We start from the raw sequence: 18,772 nt of genomic DNA, 5'->3' as shown, positions 1-18,772 counted from the left end.
TCTGTACTTTGCTGGATAAGGCGCCGAGTTGCCGGCGTTGTGCGGGCGCACCCGTGTGGTAATTTTCCCATAAATTCGTTCGGTAAGCAGGCGGTAAAGGTACCCCACTATCCTCCGGGACTATACATCTAGGCGGTCTGACCGGTTGTCGTGGGAGCGACATCAGCCGCGTGTTGTTCTTGCTTCAACCGGTCGGACCGCCCAGGGCGGTCAGACAGGGCGACTACGCATCAAAGGGAATCCCGTGCTTTTCCAGCCTTCTGTATAATGCGCCCCGGCTCAGTCCCAACGACTTGGCTACGCGGCTGATGTTGCCGTCGTAGTGCGTCAGGCTTTGCCGAATCATCTGGGCTTCCAGCTCTTCGAGGGTCATGGTGCCGGGGGATGGCAATGGTGAATGAGCGAATGTGGGAGTGGGTGAGTGAACCGCGTTGGCCTGGAAATCCTCGGGGCCCAGCTCCTCCTGGCCGCTGACGAGCACGGCGCGCTCCACCAGGTTTTTCAGCTCGCGGATGTTGCCGGGCAAGGGCTGTTCGCGTAGCCAGTGCAGGGCACGGGTGCCCACTTTGAGGGCGGGGCGCTGGTAGGTGGCGCGCAGCTGCGCGATAAAGTGCTGGGTGAGCAGCGGAATATCGGCGGGGCGCTCGCGCAGGGCGGGCAGGCGCACCGAAATCAGGTTGATGCGGTAGAACAAGTCTTCGCGGAAACGGCCCTGGGCCACCATCTCGGCTAGGTTGCGGTTGGTGGCGGCGATGACGCGAATGTCGAGTCGGCGGGGCTTCGAATCGCCCAGCACTTCGTAGGTGCGGTCCTGCAGCACGCGCAGCAGCTTCACCTGGCTGGCCAGCTCCAGCTCCCCGATTTCGTCGAGGAAAATGGTGCCGCCGTTGGCCAGCTCGAAGCGACCCACGCGGTCGGTTTTGGCATCGGTGAACGCGCCGCGGCGGTGCCCAAACATCTCGCTTTCAAACAAGCTGCTGGATATGCCGCCCAGGTTCACCTTCACAAAAGGCTGGCGGGCCCGGCGGCTGTTGCGGTGAATGGCCTCGGCAATGAGTTCCTTGCCGGTGCCGCTTTCACCCTCGATGAGCACGGCGGCATCGGTGGCGGCCACTTGGCCTACCTGGCGCAATACGTGCAGCAGCTGCGCATCCTGGCCGATGATGTCGGCTAGCTGGAACTGCTGGTCGAGTTGGCGGCGGCTGGCGGCTGGGGTTTCCTGGAGCTCGGGCGTGGCGGTTTCGTGCAGGGCCAGCACTGTTTCGATGGTCTGGAGCAGGTGGTCGTTGTGCCAGGGCTTGGTCACGAACTCGGCGGCCCCGGCTTTCATGCCGGCCACGGCCAACTCGATGGAGCCCCAACCGGTGATGAGAATAACGGGCACCTGCGGGGCCAGGGCCCGCACTTGCGCCAGCAGGGCCAGGCCGTCGGCCCCGCAGGTGGCCAGGGAGTAGTTCATGTCCAGCAGCACGAGGCGCGGGGTGGCTTCGCGCACGGCGGCCAGCGCTTCGGCGGGGGTGGCCACGGCCTGCGCGGGGTAGCCGGCCTGCTTCAGCAGCAGCTGAAGCGAGGTGCGGATGGCGAGGTCGTCATCAACGATAAGAAACATGCTGATTTTTGGTGCGTGGTGCTTGGTGCTTGGTGCTTGGTGCTTGAAAATTACAGCACGCCATGCTGAGCTTGCCGAAGCATCTCTACCGCAATAGTAATCAACTGATGTTACGCACTGATTGGGCCTATGCTTCAGAAAGAGACTTTAGCTGCTTCAGCAAAGACCTTTTCCAAGCAAGCAATCAAGGTGGCGCGTAACATCTGTAATCAAGTTACTTACGCGGTAGAGATGCTTCGGCAAGCTCGGCATGACTGTTCTGTATGGTGGTTTTTACCACCAGCAAGCCGACTAGCGGCTCTTCACGCTGCCGCCGCTGCTGGTGCGCTTGGTTACCTGCGGCGAGCCGCTGTAGCGTACATCGCCGCCGCTGGAAGCATTGGCGGTGAGCGACTCCTGCACCGCCACGGCCACGGTGCCGCCGCTGGAGGCCGAGGCGTCGCAGGCTTTGGCTTGCAGGTCGCCGCCCTTGAACACGCCGCCGCTGGAAGCCTGCACGTCGAGGCGCTGGATTTTGCCGGTCACCGTGGCTACCCCGCCGCTGCTCACGCTGGCTTGCAGGATGTTGGCCATGAACTCGGCCCGGAGCGTGGCCCCCGACGATACGCCCAGCGTCAGGTTGTCGGTGGCGTAGGTGCCGACTACTTCTACGCTGGCACCGCTGTTGGCTTGCAGGCCCGTGAGCCCGGCCGCCGTCACGTTCACGCGCAGGTTGCGGGTGCTCACTTTCTTGCTCCAGAAATCCCCCATTTCGCGGTCGAAGGTTATTTTCAGGACGCCGTCGCGCACTTCGGTTTTGATGCGGGCCAGCAGTTCGGGGGTATCGGCGCTGGCTTCCACGCGCTGGGTCTGGCCGGATGTTAGGCGCAGCTCAATGCCATTGCCGACTTCCACGGCATTAAAGCTGGCCACGGCGCGGAGTTGAGGGGCGGTTTGGGCCAGGGCGGGTACCAGGGCCAGGAGCCAAAGGAGGGCGAGAGCAGTGAGGTTTTTCATAACGGTTGCAAAAAAGGTGAGAAGAAAAAAAGGTATCTGAAGTGCCTGATGCACTTCCGCGGCAGTGGGTTGCCCGGGTTACCAGACGAGGCAGCTATTCGTTACCGCGCGGCGAAAAAATAGTTGGCGACCAGGGGCGCTATTCCTCACGCAGCGCCACGGCCGGATGAATGCCCGCCGCCAGCCGGCTCGGCTGCCAGGCGCACACTGCCGTGAGCACGAAAATTACCGCTGTAGCCAGTAACATCGCCATCACATACACTTCTGGGGCCACATCGAAGGCACTGAGCAGCGGAAACTGGGCAGCCACCAGCGCCCCGGCCAGCACGCCCAGCGTGGTGAGGATGAGCATTTCGGCCAGAAACTGCCAGCTGATGGCCGGGCCCGTAGCGCCCAGGGCCCGGCGCAGCCCGATTTCCGTGCGGCGCTGGCTGATGTTGTACCAGAGCACGCCAAACAGGCCCAGCGCCACGTTTACTACCAGAAAAACGGCAATCAGGCCCAGGGCCGCCAGCGGGGCCAGCGTGGGCTTCAGCTTGTCAAGCCGGTCTTGTTCCAGCGCATACACCTGCGTGCTCGACTGGCGGGTGAGGCTGGCGATGGTGCGCACCATGCGCTGCTGCAAGGGGGCACCCTGCCCCGGCGCCACGCGCACCAGCATGGTGGCACTTTCCCGGCTGGTGGTATCGTGCGGTGCAAAACGCTCCCACACCGACGGCGTAGCGGCCGCAAAGTCGCCGCTCATGCGCACCTTGTCTACCACGCCCACCACCTGGTATTCTTTGGGCTCGTCGCTACCAGACCGGTGGTCGGCCCGGAAAATTTTGCCGACCGCGGGCTCGTCGGGACCAAACAGCGCTTCGCGGGTGTCCTGGCTGATTACCGCCAGCGGACGCGTGGCAGCATCGTCGCTGGCGTTAAACCACCGGCCTTCCCGCAGCTTCAGGCCATACAACGGGCCGTAGTGGTCGTCGGCATCGTAGCGGTCTACCTGGCCCAGCTTCTTGTCGCCACGGGCAAAATCGTCATTCATTGTGACAAAGCGAAAAGGCGTGTTGAAGCTGGTGAGCGACACGTCCTGCACGCCCGGCAGGGCCCGTACCTGCCGCAACACGTCGTCGAGCTGCGCGCGCGGCATCTTGTCGCCCTGCCCGGCCGCGAGGCTGAGCCGCCAGACGTTGTCGTGGTTGAAGCCAAACGGCGCCACGTAGTTGCGGCCGAAGTTGAAGAGCAAAGTGGCCACCCCGAAGAGGACTACAAACGAGAAGAAGATTTCGGAAAGCAGCAGCATGCTGGAACGCTTGCGGTTCCAGATTAAGCGAAAGAAGTGGCGTAGCATGGGTGCGGTGATATATAGTGAGGAAGGAATAAAGAGCGTGCGCAGGTAGCAAAGCAGAAACCTAGGCCCCTACTGCGGCCCGCCGCCGCTGCCGCGCAGGGCATCCACGGGGTTGAGGCGCGACATCTTCCAGGCCGGGTACACGCCGCTCATCAGCCCAAACACCAGGGCCAGCACCATGCCCCAGCCAAAGGCCCACCAGCTGAGGCTGAACTGCGAGTAGGCGATGAAGTGGCTGTCGTTGAGCAGCTGCAGTGCGCCCGCGGCCAGCCCCAGGCCTAGCAGGCCGCCCAGCACCGCCAGCACCACGTTTTCGACCAGAAACTGCGCCACCAGCGTGCCGCCCGAAGCGCCGAAGGCCTTGCGCACCCCAATTTCACTGGCTCGTTCCATGATGCGGGTCACGTTCAGGTTCACCAGGTTCAGGGCGGGCAGCAGCATGAAGAGCAGGCCCAGCACCGAGCAGCCGAGCAGGAAGATGCCCATGCCGTCGTCCTCGGTGTCCGTGTGGCCGGTAATTTGGCGCGTAATGCTGGCCAGGGCCGGGTCGGCGTGGCAATGCAGCGTCTTGACCAGCTTGGGGTCGGGTATCTCCACGCGGCGCATCACCTGGGCAAATTCGGCCCGCATGGCTGGCACCTGCTTGCTGTCGGCAGCCAGCAGGATGGCCATGAATTCACCATCCAGCTTGGCGGCCTTTGAATAGCTGGTACTCAGGGTGTAGGGCACCCACACATCGGCGCTGCTGTAGATGCGAATAACCGGCACGTCGGGTACCACGCCCGTAATCCGGTAGCGGTGCACCCCAATTTCGATGTCGCGCCCACTCACGCCCTGCGTAGTACCGAAAAAAGCCCGCGCCGTGTGCTCGTTGATAACGCACACCCGGTCGGCCTGGCCCACTTCCTGGGCCGTAAAAGCGCGTCCGTCGAGGAAATTGAAGTCCGTGACTTTCCAGTAATTGCCGTCGGTATAGCGCACGTCCAGGGTCAGGCTCTCGTTGTTGGCAAAGGAAGTGGCCGAGGAAGTCATCGACGTGAGGCCCACCATGGCCGGCGTCTTCATGGTGCGCACATAGCGGTCGATGAAGTCGGCACTCATGGGCGCATTCATGTTCCCGCCGTCGCGGTGTTGCTGGTGCAGCAAATTCACAAACAGCATCTGGTCGATGCGCTTTTCTGGGGCGTGCCCGCCACTCACGTGGTTCACGAAGGCCATCACGACCAGCATAATCATCAGCGTGAAGCTGATGCCGAACAAGGAAATGAAGGTAAAGAACTTGCGCCGCAAGAGTACCTTCCAGGCAATTTTCAGGTAAGAAAGAAGCATGGTTTTGAATTAAAAATTATGAATTAAAAATGAGGTCACTATAAGCGTGTTCGGAATCGTCCGCCAGGCTTATTTTTAATTCTTCATTTTTAATTTTTAATTGATTTACCCGACCTGGCTGCCGTCGAAGAAGCGAACCACGCGCTGGGTTTTCAGCGCCTGGTGCTCGTCGTGAGTCACCATCACGATGGTCACGCCCTCCTCCCGGTTCAGGCCCAGCAGCAGCTCCATTATCTCCTCCCCCATCACCGAATCGAGGTTGCCGGTCGGCTCATCGGCCAGAATAATTTCCGGGCTGCCCACCAGGGCCCGCGCGATGGCCACCCGCTGCCGCTGCCCGCCCGAAAGCTGGCTGGGGAAGTGCGTGGTGCGGGCGCTCAATCCCACTTTGTCCAGGGCATTGAGGGCGCGCTGGCGGCGCTCCTTGCCGCTCAGGCCGGGCCGGTAGAGCAACGGCAGCTCCACGTTGTCGAGTACGGCGAGGTCGTTTATCAGGTGGTAGCTCTGGAAAACGAAGCCGATTTTGAGGTTGCGCAGTCCGGCCAGCTCCCGGTCGGAGTAGGATGTTACGGGCCGGCCATCCACCTCAATCGTGCCGCTAGTGGGCTCATCGAGCAAACCCATCAGGCTCAGCAGCGTCGATTTGCCGCAGCCACTCGGGCCCATGATGGACACAAACTCGCCCCGGTTGATGGTCATGTTCACGCGGTTCAGGGCCACGGTTTCGATGGTTTTGGTCTGGTATATTTTCTCGATGTCGGTGAGACGCAGCACCGGCGTGGCAGTGGCGTGCCCGTTCAGCGGCGCGGCCGGCTGCATACGGGTTTCAGGAGAGTTGGCAAGCATATTTTCCATGAGCAGAAAGGTGAGAAATCGACGGTTAAAACTCCCCTCCTTACCAAGGAGGCGATGTTCGCGCTTCAGCGCGAACGGGGGTGGTTGTGGGCGTTGAACGGTTGGTTGGCGAAGCGTCTGGAAATATCGTGCGGGTGTCGTTCAACGAGTTCAACCACCCCCGTCCGAGCCTGCGGCTCGAACATCCCCTCCTCATCTGAGGAGGGGAGTTTGTCGTTCAAAGTCGTACAAAGTCAGCGCCCGGAGGCGGTAGTAGGCCACCCAGCCGGCGCGCAGGGCGAAGATGTAGCCGCGCCGCGCCCCGTCCTTGGCCATGGAGGCGAGGCTCAAATCGGTGAGGCTGATGCGGCCCAGCAGGTAGGTGGCGCGGGCAATGTCGTAGCGGCGCTGGGCCAGCGAGTCGACCCGGCTGGCCAGCTGAATCTGCTCGGCCAGGGCGGGTTGCTGGGCGGCTTGGGTCAGTACCTGTTGCTCGAAGCCGCGGGTTTCCTGGGCTACGTCGTGGCGGGTTTGGTCGCGGGCGAGCTCGGCGGTTTTCACGATGGCCTGGCGGCGGCCCCAGTCCACGAGCGGCAGCCCGAAGGCCAGGCGCACCTGCTGCTGGTTTTGCAGATTAGCATACGTATCGACGAGGTTGGGGGCCTGATTCACGTAGCCCAGATTGGCCGTGAGCGTGGCCTGAAACCCGGTGGTGCCCCGCGCCTGGGCCACGTCGCGCTCGGCCAGCAGCAGTCGGCGGCGAAAAGCCAAGGTGGTACTGCGGTGCTGGCGGGCCTCGGCCAACGCCTGGGCCGGGGCCACGGGCGGCTGCGGCGCGGGCGCGGGCACGGCCAGCGCCGCAGCCCCCTCGGTGACGGGCTGGCCGGTGTAGGCTTGCAGGGTCAGGCCGGCGCTTTCAGCGTCGAGCCGGGCCTGGTTCTGGGCCTGGCGGGCATCGAGCAGGTTCAACTCCAGTTGCAATAAGTCGCTTTGCGAGAGCCGCCCGAGGGCAAACCGCTCGCGGCCAATGCGCAGCAATTCGGCAGTGGCCTGAGCATTCTGGCCGGCCACGGCGGCGTTCACCTGTTGCAGCAATACATCAAAATACAGCTCCGTGACGCGCTGGGCCAGGGTTTCGCGCTCTTCCACGTAGGTGCGGCTGCTTTCCTGATAGCGCAGCGGCTCAATGGCCCGGGCCCATCTCAGGCCGTTGAACTGGCCCAGGGGCTGGGTAATTCCCAATGTTAAGGGCTGGTTATTATACCGTTTGAGGTTGCCGTTGAAATCATCGAACCGCTGCACTTCGGCCCCCACAAACACCTGCGCCCCGCTCCACCCGATGTTCTGGCTCAGGGTCAGGGCCGCGTTGGAATTGTTGATGCGCACGGCCCGGAAATCGGTGGTGCCGTCGGGCTGCACCACGGGCGTAATCACGCGGCTGAAGTTGGGCAGCGTCCCTTGCAGGCCCAGCTGCGGCCGGTAGTTGGCCTGGTAGCCGCGCCAGGCCCAATAGCCGGTTTCACGGTTGGTAACGGCCTGCTGCCCGGCGGCCGAGTGATTGAGCGTCTGGGTGATAACCTCAGCCAGCGTGAGAGCGGGCGCTTGAGCGGCCACCGGCTGCCGCAGCGACCCCAGCAGCGAAAGAAGCAGAAAGAAGCGAAGTTTCATGGTCCGTTTCGCTTAGTTGTTGATGGTCAGCTCCGGCGTGTCCAGGTGCGCCTTCATATCCGACACGATAATCGACTCCCCCGCCCGCAGCCCACCGGTGATTTGCACGAAATCGAAGTTGCTGTCGCCGAAGCGCACCATGCGGCGCACGGCCCGCCCCTCCGTCAGCACAAACACCGGCTGCTCCTTGCCGCCCTGGTAAAACGGGCCATTTTTCACGCGTAGCACGCCGCGGTGGGCGCGGGTTATCACAAATACGTCGGCCCGCAGGTTGGCCCGCAGGGCCGGGTGGTGGGGGTTGTCGAGCTGGGCGTAGAACGTGACCACTCCCTTGTCCACGGCCGGGCTGATGCTGGCCACCGTCCCGCGCAGGTCGGTGCCGTTGATGCGCACGTTCACCGGGTCGCCCTGGTGCAGGGCATCGGCGTAGCTGTCCGAAATCGTGGCCCGCACCCGAAAGCTGCTCAGGTCGGCCACTCGCGCCAGGGCGTCGCCGGCCTGCACCGTGGTGCCGATGTTCTCGTTCACCCACGTCAGCACGCCGGGCTGCTGGCTGCTGATATTAGCCTGCCGCAGCTTGCTGGCCAGCTCCGAAATGCTGCGCTGCTGCATCGAAACCGTGTAGCCCAGCTCCCGCACATCGGCCGCGTTGGAGCGCTGCTGGGTCTGAATCTGGCGCGTGAGCCGTGCCGTTTCCAGCCGCGCCACGGTCAGGTTCAGCTCTGCCTGCCGAACGTTCTCGGCGGTGCCGCCACCAATTGTCAGCAGCTGCTGCTCGTCGCGCAGTGCCGATTGCAGACTGCGCACTTTCACGGCCTGCACCTGGGCCTGGGCCCGCAAATCGGTCAGGCTGCGCTCCAGGTTCACTTGCAGCTGCGAGTTCTTGTTCTGGTTGCGCAGCTGCTCGTCGTCGAGCTTGGCCAGCGTCGAATTTGCCAGCTCCTTGTCCAACTCCAGAATGGTTTCGCCCGGCTTAACCCGCGCCCCCACCGCCACCGCCACCCGGCTGATGGTGCTTTGAATGGGACTGGTAATCACCGCCTCCCGACCCGGAATAATGGTACCGGCGGCCGTTAGCGACGCTTCCACATCGCCGGTTTCCACGGTGGCGGTCAGGATGTCGGCGCGGCGCAGGCTGGGCTTTAGCACCGTGCGGAAGGCCAGCACGGCTCCCAGGGCCAGCACCACGGCGGCGGCCGTCAGGAGCCAGCGACGGCGCCGTCGTTGGTTTTGCGTGGAAGTGGCAATGGCTCTGTCCATTTTTGTGCAGAAAGAAGGGAGGTTCCTACACCTATTGCCAAGGCCCGTGCCATTTACACAACCAATTGATTTTCAGCAATTATTGCAAAATAATTCCGCACTAAGCCTCCTAAAATATGTCCACTTCCGAACACCCGCTTCTTAACCGGACAGTTACTGCCCCATCTTCCATCGAAAAAACCCAAACCAACCCCAAAAACGCCCTACACCTCACTATCGCCGTACAGATTATCCTTCAGCGCCGCCTTGATAAACTGCTTGTCGTAGTGGCGGTTGCGCCGGCTTTTCTTCGCATCAGCCCGCTTGCTGTTACGCTTGTCCACCACAATTTCGCCGAGCCGGTTGAGGTCGTCGATTTCCTTGACATCGTTGGGGGAGTTGCGCTTGGCCATGGCTATTTATAGCCGAACTCAGTTACGTGGTAAAAGTTGGCCAAGGCTGCGCCTTATAGCAGTTTCAGAGTCAGTGTGCATTTTTGAAAACAGTTAAAAGTTGAGAGTTAAAAGTTAAAACCCAATACGTCTGATTTTTAACTTTTAACTCTCAACTTTTAACTCTGTACATGGACTTGGAAACCGCCTTAACCCAGCCGATGGGAGCCCCGCCCCGCCCGACACCGACAGCTTACGCCAACACCTGATACACTACAAACGCCGCCACATACGCCAGGCCCGTCATGTAAAACAGCTGGCCCAGCGGCCACTTCCAGCTCTTGGTTTCGCGGTAGGTCACGGCCAGCGTGCTCATGCACTGCATGGCAAATACGTAGAACACCAGCAGCGAAAACGCCCGCGCCGGCGTGAAGAACGGCTGCCCGTTCTCGTCTTTTTCGGCCCGCAGCTTTTGTTGCAGCGTGCCCATGTCGGCATCCTGCCCCACGCTATAGATGGTGGAAATGGTGCCCACGAACACCTCCCGCGCCGCAAACGAGGTGAGCAGCGCGATGCCGATTTTCCAGTCGTAGCCCAGCGGCCGGATGGCCGGCTCGATGAGGTGGCCGAAGGTGCCGGCATAGGAGCTTTCGAGCCGGGCCGAAGCCACCTGGCGGCTGAGCTCCGGTGCGTCCCAGCCCCGCGCGGCGGCTTGCTGCCGAACCTGCGCTTCCGCCGTTTCCTGCTTTTGGCCCGGCCCGTAGCTGGCCAGCACCCACAGCAGCACCGAAATGGCGATAATCACCTTACCGGCCTGCAACACAAAGGCCCGCACTTTCTGATAAATCGTCAGGCCCACGTTTTTCCAGCGCGGCCACTGGTACACCGGAAATTCCATGATGAAGTAGCTCCGCTCGCGGGCCTTCAGCACTTTTTTCAGCACCCAGGCCGAGCCCAGGGCCGAGAACAGCCCCAGCAGATACAAGCCCATCAGCGCCACGCCGCGCAGGTTGAAAATACCCCAGGCGGCGCGGTCGGGCACCACCAGCGCCACCAGCACCGTGTACACCGGAATGCGCGCCGAGCAGGACATGAGCGGGGTCACGAAAATCGTAATCATCCGGTCTTTCCAGCTCTCAATCGTGCGCGCGCCCATGATGGCCGGCACCGCGCAGGCCAGGCCCGAAATCATCGGCACCACGCTCTTGCCGCTCAGCCCGAATGGCCGCATCAGCTTGTCCATCAGGAAGGTGACGCGGGCCATGTAGCCGGTTTCCTCTAGGATGGCCAGGAAGCCAAACAGCAAGGCAATCTGCGGAATGAATATGAGCACGCCGCCCAGTCCGGCCAGCACGCCCTCGGTGAGCAGCCGCACCAGCGGCCCCGAAAAGTTGGCCTGAATGGCTGCGCTCAGCGCCGAAATCCCCTGGTCAATCCAGTCCATGGGATACTGGGCCCAGGCAAAAACGGCCTGGAAAAGCGTGAACAGAATTCCCAGAAAAATCAGGTAGCCGCCCACGCGGTGGGTCAGCACCTTGTCAATCCGGTTGCTGATGGGCTCGCGCTTCTCCGTGCGCGTCACCGTCACGGTCTCCAGCAGAATTTCGTTGATGCGGGCGTAGCGGCCAATGGTTTCGGCCGCCTGCGCCGCCGTGGCATCAAAGCCCGCCTGCTGCGCCAGCTCCTGAATGTGCGTTTTATCGTCCGCGCTCAGAAAGCTGATTTGACGGTACTGCTGGGCGTAGTGCAGCGCCAGGTAGTCGTTGTGCAAGTCGAACTGGTCGCCGATTTTTCGTACCAGCGGCAGCACCTGCTCATCGGGAGCCCAGAAGCGCACGGGCGGCGCGGCGAGCCGTTTCGCCATCACGATTTTCAGGGCCGCCACCCCACTGCCGTTGCGGGCATTCATCGGGATAATGGGCACGCCCAGCTCCCGCTCCAGCGCCGGCAAATCGATTTTCACCCCGTGGCGCTCGGCCACGTCCATCATGTTGAGGGCCAGCACGGCCGGCAGGCCCAGGTCGCCGAGCTGCGTAAACAGCAGCAGGCTGCGGCGCAGGTTGTTAGCATCCACCGTCACCACCACGAAATCGGGGTAGCTGGCGGCGGCCCGGTCGTAGAGCAGGTCGGTTATCACCTTCTCGTCCAGGCTTTTAGGATAGAGTGAGTAGGTACCCGGCAGGTCCACTATTTCGGCCCGTTGGGTAGCCGTTAGCTGCGCGAAGCCCGACTTGCGGTCCACGGTCACGCCCGGGAAGTTGCCCACCTTCTGGTTGAGGCCGGTAAGTTGATTAAATAAGGAGGTTTTGCCGCTGTTAGGGTTACCAATCAGGGCAATGCGCAAGGGCCGGGACTCGGCCGGAGAACCGGCCTGCGGGGCCATTGCCGCCGCACTCACTGCATTGCTTGCTGTATCCGCCATGCCTTGTCGTCTATTCTTTTAGCAAAATAGTGGCCGCCTCACTGGCCCGCACCGACAGCGTGTATTCCTGGTCGCCCAGCACCAGCATCAGCGGGTCGCCGAGGGGGGCGCGGCCGCTCAGGCGCACCTGCACGCCCGGCACACAGCCCATTTCCAGCAGCTTAAGCGCCATCTCCGGGTCTTCCAGACAACAGATGGTGCCCGTTTCGCCCAGGCGCAGGTCTTTGGCGGTGCGCCGGACGGTAGCACCAACAACAGTAACTTGCGAGGAACGGCGGAAAAAAGCCACGGCGAAGGGGATGTGCTTATTTAGAAAGAATATAAACAAAGGTACATCGTTGAAATCTTTTTACGGCGCGCTTCCTCATTAAACCCCCACTGCGCACATTCTGCCAAAGACGAGCCCCCTAATCCATCGGTATTGTTTTTTATCAAGATTGCATCTCCTAAATTTTTCCAATAACTTTCAGCGCCTCATTTGTAATTTTGTTCGCTCTACCTGACTCGCTATGTATACACGCCTACTTTTTATTGCACTATTCTTATTCGTCACTGCAACCTGTAGCTGGGCCCAGCAGTTTCAGGTGAAAGGGGTTATTGTGGATAAAGACACGAAAGAACCCCTACCCTTCACCTCCATCGGCCTGAAAAACGAGCAGATAGGAGCCCTCAGTAATGAGCACGGTGTATTTAGCGTGCCGGCTCCCTCGCAGAACACCGCCGACTCGCTCATCGTGGTGGCGCTGGGCTACGCTCGCCGGGCAGTGCTGGTGAAACGCGGCATAAACGTGACCAACCTCATCATCGAAGTGCCCAAACGGGCCGTCGAGCTCGGCAACGTGGTGGTGAAGGCCGGCAAGGTAAAAAACCTGGGCCTGGGCTCCCGCACCGACAACCCCGGCGAAGGCATGATTCAGGGCCTGCCCGGCAGCCAGTACGCCTTCTTCGTGAAGAACGACAAGAATAAGCGCCTCGGCAGTGTGCGCACGGTGTCTTTCTACATCGGCGAAAACGGCTTCCCGCGCGAGCCCTTCCGCGTGCGGCTCTATAAAGCCGATGGCAACTACAATGCCCCGAATACCGACCTGCTCACCGAAAACGTGGTCGTATCGGCCCCGCAGGGCGGCCAGTGGTACACCGTCGACCTCACGCCCTACAACATCGTGGCCCCGGAAGAAGGCTTCTTCGTGGCCATGGAATGGGTCGTGAGTGGTGATAAATTCTTCGCCACCAACTTCATGGACGACTACACGCCCTACGGCCAGATTATGCGCCCCACCTTCGAGTTCAAGGAAAGCCGCACCTGGAACTACTCCATCGGCAAGGGCTGGAGCCTTATTACCGCTGCCAACAGCCAGGGCCTGCGCTACAACGCCATGATTAAGGCCGAAGTGGATATGATTAAATAAATCACGGATTGCCGCGGACTAACCGTGGTTTCGCTGAGCAGAAAAGGCCCTGACATTGAAAAGTCAGGGCCTTTTCTGCTCAAATTTATCCGGCTACCGCCTGGCGCAGGTTGAACGGTCCGGTCTGACCGCCCTAGGCGGTCTGACCGGTTGAAGAACCACCAATTTCGGCCACTCGATAACCGGTCTGACCGCCTGGGGCGGTCAGACCGGAGCAACGACCCCAGATTTGGGTAAGGACAAGTCTCTTCAAAGTCAGGGCCTTTTCTGTGTCGCTGATTCGCCCGGCAAATATTGCTAAACGGCCCGCGGGCGCTTACTTTTTAGAGTCGGGCTTCTTAACGTCCAGACTGGCAATCCACTCCCGAATAACCTCCTGCGCGACCGGCGAAAACACGGGCTTCATTTCGCCATTCATCAGTACCCACTCGGTTTTGACGGGTTGAAACAAGTGGTTGACGCCGGGCAGGCGCTTGGCCGTGGTATTGTGATTAGCGCTTTTCAGTTCCTTCTCCAGGGCGGTGAGGTGCAGGTCGGCGGGGGCCTCCACATCGTCGGTACCATTGAGCAACAGCACCGGGCAGCGCACCTGGTCGAGGTCAGCCACCGGGTCGAAGGCCAGGAAATAGCGGCGCGAGGGTGTGAGGAGCGTAGCGGCGGCGGCCTGGGCCTGCTCCGGGGTAAGGTCGGGCTGGTCCTGGCGCAGCATGTTGCTCACAATGGCTTTCGCCTGCGACGGATTGGTCAGCCGAATGATGTCGTACATCGTGCGCTGCCGTTCGTAAGCGGCCTGCACGGTCACGGGGTCCACTTTCCTGGCGCGCTGCTGCGCTACCTGCTGCTGCAGCAGCGTTTGGGCTCCCGTGAGGCCGTAGCCAGCCAGCGAGACTACAAAAGCCGGCGGCAGGGGCTGGCCCGCGGTCAGCAGGGCCACGTTGGCCCCCTCTCCGTGCCCCACCACGCCAATCCGCCCAATGTTAATTTCCAGCCGGGAGCGCAGAAAATTCAGCCCGGCCTGCACGTCCGTCACCAGCATTTCGGTGGTGGCGGTAGTGGTACTGCCTCCCGACTGGCCCACGCCCCGGTCATCGTAGCGCAGCACGGCCACACCCCGCCGGGTGAGGTAGTCGGCCAGTGCGCCCAGCAAATGGTAGCCGCCGTCCACCGTCCCGTCGCGGTCCTGCGCGCCAAGGTCGCTCACCATCAGCACTGCCGGAAACGGCCCTTTGCCGGGGGGCACAGTCAGGGTACCGCCCAGGCTGAACCGCGAAACCGGATTACTAAACACCACATCCTCTTCCCGATAAGGCGGAGCCAGGCGCGTGCCGGCACTACCGGTGGTGGGCATAGGCGAGTGCTGCAGGCGCAAGGCCGAGCGCACGCCGGCCTGCGTCCAGGTGCCCGTCATTTCGCGCTTGGCAGCATCGAAGTGGGCCGCGTAGCGGCTTCCGGCGGCCGGCATCCACAGCAGTACCGAGTCGCCGCGCACGGTCACTTCCGTCATCATGCGGCTCACTTTCTGCGCTGGTACGTCGAGGGCCGCAAAATAGCCGCCCCCCGAAAGGGCCACCATGCTAATCGTTACATCCAATTGCCCACCCAAGACGGGTAATTTCCCCTTCCACAATCCGCCCAATGGCAGGGTTTCCGCGGCCGATGTGCAAGTTGTGGCCCGAGCAGTTTGAGCCCCCGGCACGCACAGCCACATAGCAGCCCAAATCAAATGCCTTTTCATTGTGTAATAGCTGAAATCCATCTACGGAACCCGAAAGGTAACGGTAGCAAATCGTATATAGTAGACTGATAGAGCTACCCCTTCAGGTTCAACTGTCGAGGCCAGGCAGAAGGCATGTCAAATATATGATGATTATTTTATTTATTTTCAGTTAAACAATATACTTGGCTATAAAAACACGACCTGCCGCTTAAGAACTTTACGAGATTTCCAACAAAAAACCCCACACATCTAGTTGCGCGGGGTTTTTGCCGGAAATCAGAGATTCTCCTCAATAGTCAGCTTATTACCTGGTACGAACCGCGATTTCTACGCGGCGGTTTTCCTGCCGGCCGGCAACGGTAGCATTCGTAGCCACGGGCATGGCTTCGCCCATGGGCTCCACGCTCACGCGGGCCGCCTCGATTTTGCCCGTGCTCACTAAGTAGCTTTTCACGGCCTCGGCCCGTTTTTCACTCAGCTCGCGGTTGTAGCTTTTGTCACCGCGCGAATCAGCAAAGCCCATCACCCGCACTTGGCTGGTGGCGTAGCGCTGCCCAATAGAGCCCGTGATTTGCTGTAGCGCCTCCGCGGCACCGGGCTTAACTTCGGCTTTGTCGGTATCGAACAGCACTTTCTCTTCAATGCTGTACACGTTATAGGCGCTGTCGCCGCGCACGGTGATACCGGACGACGTGATTTCTTTAAATTTAACGTCGCTTAGCTTGGCTTTGGTCATGTCCCAGCTGTCACCGGCAGCCATAGCCGCCGCCGAGCGGCTATCGCGGGCCATCACGGCCGTATCCTGGCCGGCTTCGGCAAGCTGGTCTTTGGTTTCAGAGCGCTTGGTTTCGCAGCTTGCCAGTAAGGCTACTGCTGCAAAAGCGGAAAGAATGGAGTTTTTCATAGTTAAGAGGAGTAAGAAAGGCCAGTTGAAAGGTGATGGCGCACCTCCGTTACGGATTTGTTCGAGCTATGTTAATTTTTTTGCCTTATTATTTTTTCGGACTCAGCCAGCAATTAGACCGCTACATAGGTTGAAATTGGTTGTGCTGGCAATATATTTGACTCACGCCCGTTGCGTGGCGGGCAAAAAGAAACAATTAAACCACATATAGCAGGTCATCCTTACCCGATAATGCTATGCGAGTGAATCAGAATTTGTAAATTTGCCAGTCTACCATCCATTTATAATTATTTTGGCGATGATAAAACGCATACCTTTTCTCGCGCTGGCTATTCTGTTGCTGTTCCCGGCACTCATCCAGGCGCAGGAAAACCGCATTACGGGCCGTATAGTAGACGCTAAGACCAAGGACCCCGTACCGTTTGCTTCTATTGCCTTGCGCGAAGAAGGCACGGGGGCCCTCACCAACGAATACGGTTATTTCCAGTTGGCCGGCCTGGAAAAAACCAGCCAGGATTCTCTTATCGTGATGACGCTGGGCTACGAGCGCAGCGCTATTTTCATCAAGCGCGGCAGTACCGAAGACCTCATCGTGGAGCTGAAGAAGCGCGTGATTGAGCTGGGCGGCTTCGTGGTGAAAGGTGGCAAGGTGAAGAACCTCGAGCTGGGCTCAAACTCCAACAGCCCCGGCGAAGGCATGATTCAGGGCCTGCCCGGCAGCCAGTACGCCTTCTTCGTGAAGAACGAGAAGCAGAAAAAGCTCGGCAACGTGCGCACGGTGTCCTTCTACATCGGCGAGAACGGCTTCCCCCGCGAGCCTTTCCGCGTGCGGATTTACAAAGCCGATGGCAACTACAACGCCCCCAACACCGACCTGCTCACCGAAAACGTGGTGGTATCGGCCGCCCGCGGCGGCGACTGGTACACCATCGACCTGAGCACCTACAACATTGCTGCCCCGGAGGAAGGCTTCTTCGTGGCCATGGAGTGGATTGTGGGGGGCGACAAGTTCTACACCACCAACTTCATGGACAACTACACGCCCTACGGCCAGATTATGCGTCCCACCTTCGAGTTTAAGGAAAGCCGCACCTGGAGCTACACCATCGGCAAGGGCTGGAACCTGCTCACGCTGGCCAACAGCCAGGGCCGTCGCTACAACGCCATGATTAAGGCCGAGGTAGATATGATAAAATAGGACCGCAGATTACGCGGATTTATGGATTGAGTAAGATGCGGGCGGCGCAAAGCCGGTTATAAAAAAAGGGTCCAGCCGTTAAGCTGGACCCTTTTTTATTGGCTATGCTATTGAATACTGGTCCACGGACAGGGGCGTTACCTGCACCGTTTGCATCTTACTCAATCTGTAAATCCGCGTAATCTGTGGTCCTATTTTTTGGTCTGGGCCACAATCCATTCCCGAATAATATCCTGGGCCTCGGGCGAGAAGTTGGGCTGCTGCTGGCCGTTCACGATGGGCCACTTGGTGGGGTCGGGCTGAAAGAGGTGATTCGCGCCGGCAATCTTTTTCACCGTCACGTTCTTGTTCAGTTTCAGGCCCTTGGCCAGCGTGTTGAGGTTGGCGTCGGCGTTGATGGTGAGGTCGGAGGTACCGTTGAGCAGCAGTACCGGGCAATTAACCCCCGTGAGCTTTTCGATGGGATTGAACGCCAGGAAGTACCGGTAGTGAGGCGAGGTCATTTCGGCGGCACTCGACTGGGCGGTGACGTTGTCGATGGCGGCGTTGTTCTGCTTCAGCATGTTGGCCACAATGGCCTGGGCCTGCGCGTTGTCGGTCGTCTGCCGAATGATTTCGAGCATGGCCAGCTGGCGCTTGGTGGCGGCTTCAATCTGCGCCGTTTCGGTGCCCAGCGTGCGGAGCGTGGTGGCTTGCTGCTGCACCACGATGTCGCGCCCCGGCAGGCCGTAGGCAGCCAGAGTTACCACGAAAGCCGGGGGCAGCGGCTGCGCGGCGGCCAGCAGGGCCACGTTGCCGCCCTCGCCATGCCCGATAAGGCCCAGGTGCGAGAGGTCGATTTCGGGACGGGTGCGCAGGTAGTTCAGGCCGGCCTGGGCATCACTCACCAGGTCGACGGTGGTGAGGGCGGGCGTACCGCCCGACTTGCCCACGCCGCGGTCGTCGAAGCGCAGCACGGCCACTCCGCGGCGGGTGAGGTAATCGGCCAGCAGGCCCAGTGTAGCAAAGTCGCCCACGGTGCCGTCACGGTCCTGCGGGCCGCTGTCGCTGATGAGCACCACGGCCGGGAAGGGCCCCGCACCGGCAGGCACCGTGAGCGTACCGCTGAGGCGGGCATTCACGGTGAGGTTGCTGAAGGTGGCTTCTTCCTCGCGGTATGGAGGCGTGAGGCGCACGTTCTTGGCCGTCATGGCCTGCACGGGGCTGAAGTTGAGCACCAGGGGCGCTTTGAAGCCCTGCGCTTGCCAGATGCCGCTTATCTGCTTGGCATCGGCCGATACGCGGCCCACGAAGCGGGTGGCCGCTTCCTCGGCAAACAGGCGCACGGTGTCGCCCTTCACTTCGGCTTTCACGTTCATGCGGCTCACCTTTTGCAGCGGCACATCGAGGGAGCTGAAATACTCGCCACCGGCCAGTTTTTGCAGCCGGAAAATAACTTCGAGCTGGCCCCCGGGCACTTTCAACTGGCCTTTCCAAAGGCCATCGAGGGTCGGCGCGGGCGTATCGGCGGCGGCCGAAACGACGGGCTGCTGCTGCAAACTGGCCCACGCGGCACCGGGCAGCGTGAGGCAAGCGACCATTCCACTAAGCAGAATAAAAGAACGAAACATGTTGATTTTTATACAGAATAAAGGATTCATGCGGCACCAATTTGCCCCAAAGTTATTCGGGAGATAGTGGGCCAACTGTAAAGTAGCAAAATAAATACCTTGCCAA

The 18,772-nt window shown here is 60.6% G+C and carries 15 protein-coding genes; 2 read left to right on the top strand and 13 right to left on the bottom strand.

Going from position 1 to position 18,772, the window contains the following annotated elements:
* Positions 1-223: 223 nt before the first annotated feature.
* The 10 genes from ABD819_RS01860 to ABD819_RS01815 all read right to left on the bottom strand — a co-directional run bounded on the left by ABD819_RS01860 (position 224) and on the right by ABD819_RS01815 (position 12,117).
* A complete protein-coding gene (locus ABD819_RS01860; RefSeq protein ID WP_345120340.1) occupies positions 224-1,609 on the bottom strand; it encodes a sigma-54-dependent transcriptional regulator in 1,386 nt (461 codons plus the stop codon).
* A gap of 291 nt (positions 1,610-1,900) precedes the next feature.
* Entirely contained in the window at positions 1,901-2,605 is a 705-nt protein-coding gene (locus tag ABD819_RS01855; protein ID WP_345120338.1) for a head GIN domain-containing protein, read from the bottom strand.
* Positions 2,606-2,744: 139 nt separating this feature from the next.
* Entirely contained in the window at positions 2,745-3,944 is a 1,200-nt protein-coding gene (locus ABD819_RS01850) for an ABC transporter permease (protein ID WP_345120336.1), read from the bottom strand.
* A 69-nt stretch (positions 3,945-4,013) separates the two neighbouring features.
* A complete protein-coding gene (locus tag ABD819_RS01845; protein ID WP_345120334.1) occupies positions 4,014-5,273 on the bottom strand; it encodes an ABC transporter permease in 1,260 nt (419 codons plus the stop codon).
* A gap of 105 nt (positions 5,274-5,378) precedes the next feature.
* Positions 5,379-6,047, bottom strand: a complete 669-nt coding sequence (locus tag ABD819_RS01840) for an ABC transporter ATP-binding protein (protein ID WP_345120354.1) — start codon at positions 6,045-6,047, stop codon at positions 5,379-5,381.
* A 273-nt stretch (positions 6,048-6,320) separates the two neighbouring features.
* Positions 6,321-7,775 carry a TolC family protein gene (locus ABD819_RS01835; RefSeq protein ID WP_345120332.1) on the bottom strand — a complete coding sequence of 485 codons (1,455 nt, stop codon included), beginning with the start codon at positions 7,773-7,775 and terminating at the stop codon, positions 6,321-6,323.
* A gap of 12 nt (positions 7,776-7,787) precedes the next feature.
* On the bottom strand, positions 7,788-9,035 hold the full coding sequence (locus tag ABD819_RS01830) for an efflux RND transporter periplasmic adaptor subunit (protein WP_345120330.1): 1,248 nt from the start codon (positions 9,033-9,035) through the stop codon (positions 7,788-7,790).
* Positions 9,036-9,238: 203 nt separating this feature from the next.
* The gene (locus ABD819_RS01825; protein WP_345120328.1) at positions 9,239-9,427 is read right to left on the bottom strand and encodes a hypothetical protein; all 189 of its coding nucleotides are present in this window, start codon (positions 9,425-9,427) and stop codon (positions 9,239-9,241) included.
* A gap of 232 nt (positions 9,428-9,659) precedes the next feature.
* Positions 9,660-11,828 (bottom strand): ferrous iron transport protein B, encoded by a 2,169-nt coding sequence (gene feoB / locus ABD819_RS01820; RefSeq protein ID WP_345120326.1) that lies wholly within the window; start codon positions 11,826-11,828, stop codon positions 9,660-9,662.
* A 10-nt stretch (positions 11,829-11,838) separates the two neighbouring features.
* Positions 11,839-12,117 carry a FeoA family protein gene (locus tag ABD819_RS01815; RefSeq protein WP_345120324.1) on the bottom strand — a complete coding sequence of 93 codons (279 nt, stop codon included), beginning with the start codon at positions 12,115-12,117 and terminating at the stop codon, positions 11,839-11,841.
* A gap of 220 nt (positions 12,118-12,337) precedes the next feature.
* Between ABD819_RS01815 and ABD819_RS01810 the strand changes: the two genes are divergently transcribed.
* Complete coding sequence (locus ABD819_RS01810; protein ID WP_345120322.1) at positions 12,338-13,237, top strand: carboxypeptidase-like regulatory domain-containing protein; 900 nt, start codon at positions 12,338-12,340, stop codon at positions 13,235-13,237.
* Positions 13,238-13,553: 316 nt separating this feature from the next.
* Here the strand turns inward: ABD819_RS01810 and ABD819_RS01805 are convergent, their stop codons facing one another.
* Positions 13,554-14,810 carry an alpha/beta hydrolase family protein gene (locus ABD819_RS01805; protein ID WP_345120320.1) on the bottom strand — a complete coding sequence of 419 codons (1,257 nt, stop codon included), beginning with the start codon at positions 14,808-14,810 and terminating at the stop codon, positions 13,554-13,556.
* Between the two features lie 448 nt (positions 14,811-15,258).
* Positions 15,259-15,858, bottom strand: a complete 600-nt coding sequence (locus ABD819_RS01800; protein WP_345120318.1) for an OmpA family protein — start codon at positions 15,856-15,858, stop codon at positions 15,259-15,261.
* 298 nt (positions 15,859-16,156) lie between these two features.
* On the opposite strand from ABD819_RS01800, the gene ABD819_RS01795 reads away from it, so the two are divergent.
* Positions 16,157-17,056 (top strand): carboxypeptidase-like regulatory domain-containing protein, encoded by a 900-nt coding sequence (locus tag ABD819_RS01795; RefSeq protein ID WP_345120317.1) that lies wholly within the window; start codon positions 16,157-16,159, stop codon positions 17,054-17,056.
* Positions 17,057-17,247: 191 nt separating this feature from the next.
* Here the strand turns inward: ABD819_RS01795 and ABD819_RS01790 are convergent, their stop codons facing one another.
* Positions 17,248-18,666: an alpha/beta hydrolase family protein gene (locus ABD819_RS01790; RefSeq protein WP_345120314.1), complete on the bottom strand. Its 1,419-nt coding sequence runs from the start codon at positions 18,664-18,666 to the stop codon at positions 17,248-17,250.
* Positions 18,667-18,772: the final 106 nt, after the last annotated feature.

This window comes from Hymenobacter antarcticus (assembly GCF_039539545.1).
GTDB classification, from domain to species: domain Bacteria; phylum Bacteroidota; class Bacteroidia; order Cytophagales; family Hymenobacteraceae; genus Hymenobacter; species Hymenobacter antarcticus.
This window is presented reverse-complemented; position numbering and strand designations above follow the sequence as displayed.

Coding starts and splice junctions, on each gene's coding strand:
- ABD819_RS01860 (WP_345120340.1), bottom strand. CDS start 1,609: ATGTTTCTTATCGTTGATGACGACCTCGCCATCCGCACCTCGCTTCAG.
- ABD819_RS01855 (WP_345120338.1), bottom strand. CDS start 2,605: ATGAAAAACCTCACTGCTCTCGCCCTCCTTTGGCTCCTGGCCCTGGTA.
- ABD819_RS01850 (WP_345120336.1), bottom strand. CDS start 3,944: ATGCTACGCCACTTCTTTCGCTTAATCTGGAACCGCAAGCGTTCCAGC.
- ABD819_RS01845 (WP_345120334.1), bottom strand. CDS start 5,273: ATGCTTCTTTCTTACCTGAAAATTGCCTGGAAGGTACTCTTGCGGCGC.
- ABD819_RS01835 (WP_345120332.1), bottom strand. CDS start 7,775: ATGAAACTTCGCTTCTTTCTGCTTCTTTCGCTGCTGGGGTCGCTGCGG.
- ABD819_RS01830 (WP_345120330.1), bottom strand. CDS start 9,035: ATGGACAGAGCCATTGCCACTTCCACGCAAAACCAACGACGGCGCCGT.
- ABD819_RS01825 (WP_345120328.1), bottom strand. CDS start 9,427: ATGGCCAAGCGCAACTCCCCCAACGATGTCAAGGAAATCGACGACCTC.
- feoB (WP_345120326.1), bottom strand. CDS start 11,828: ATGGCGGATACAGCAAGCAATGCAGTGAGTGCGGCGGCAATGGCCCCG.
- ABD819_RS01810 (WP_345120322.1), top strand. CDS start 12,338: ATGTATACACGCCTACTTTTTATTGCACTATTCTTATTCGTCACTGCA.
- ABD819_RS01805 (WP_345120320.1), bottom strand. CDS start 14,810: ATGGTGGCCCTTTCGGGGGGCGGCTATTTTGCGGCCCTCGACGTACCA.
- ABD819_RS01800 (WP_345120318.1), bottom strand. CDS start 15,858: ATGAAAAACTCCATTCTTTCCGCTTTTGCAGCAGTAGCCTTACTGGCA.
- ABD819_RS01795 (WP_345120317.1), top strand. CDS start 16,157: ATGATAAAACGCATACCTTTTCTCGCGCTGGCTATTCTGTTGCTGTTC.
- ABD819_RS01790 (WP_345120314.1), bottom strand. CDS start 18,666: ATGTTTCGTTCTTTTATTCTGCTTAGTGGAATGGTCGCTTGCCTCACG.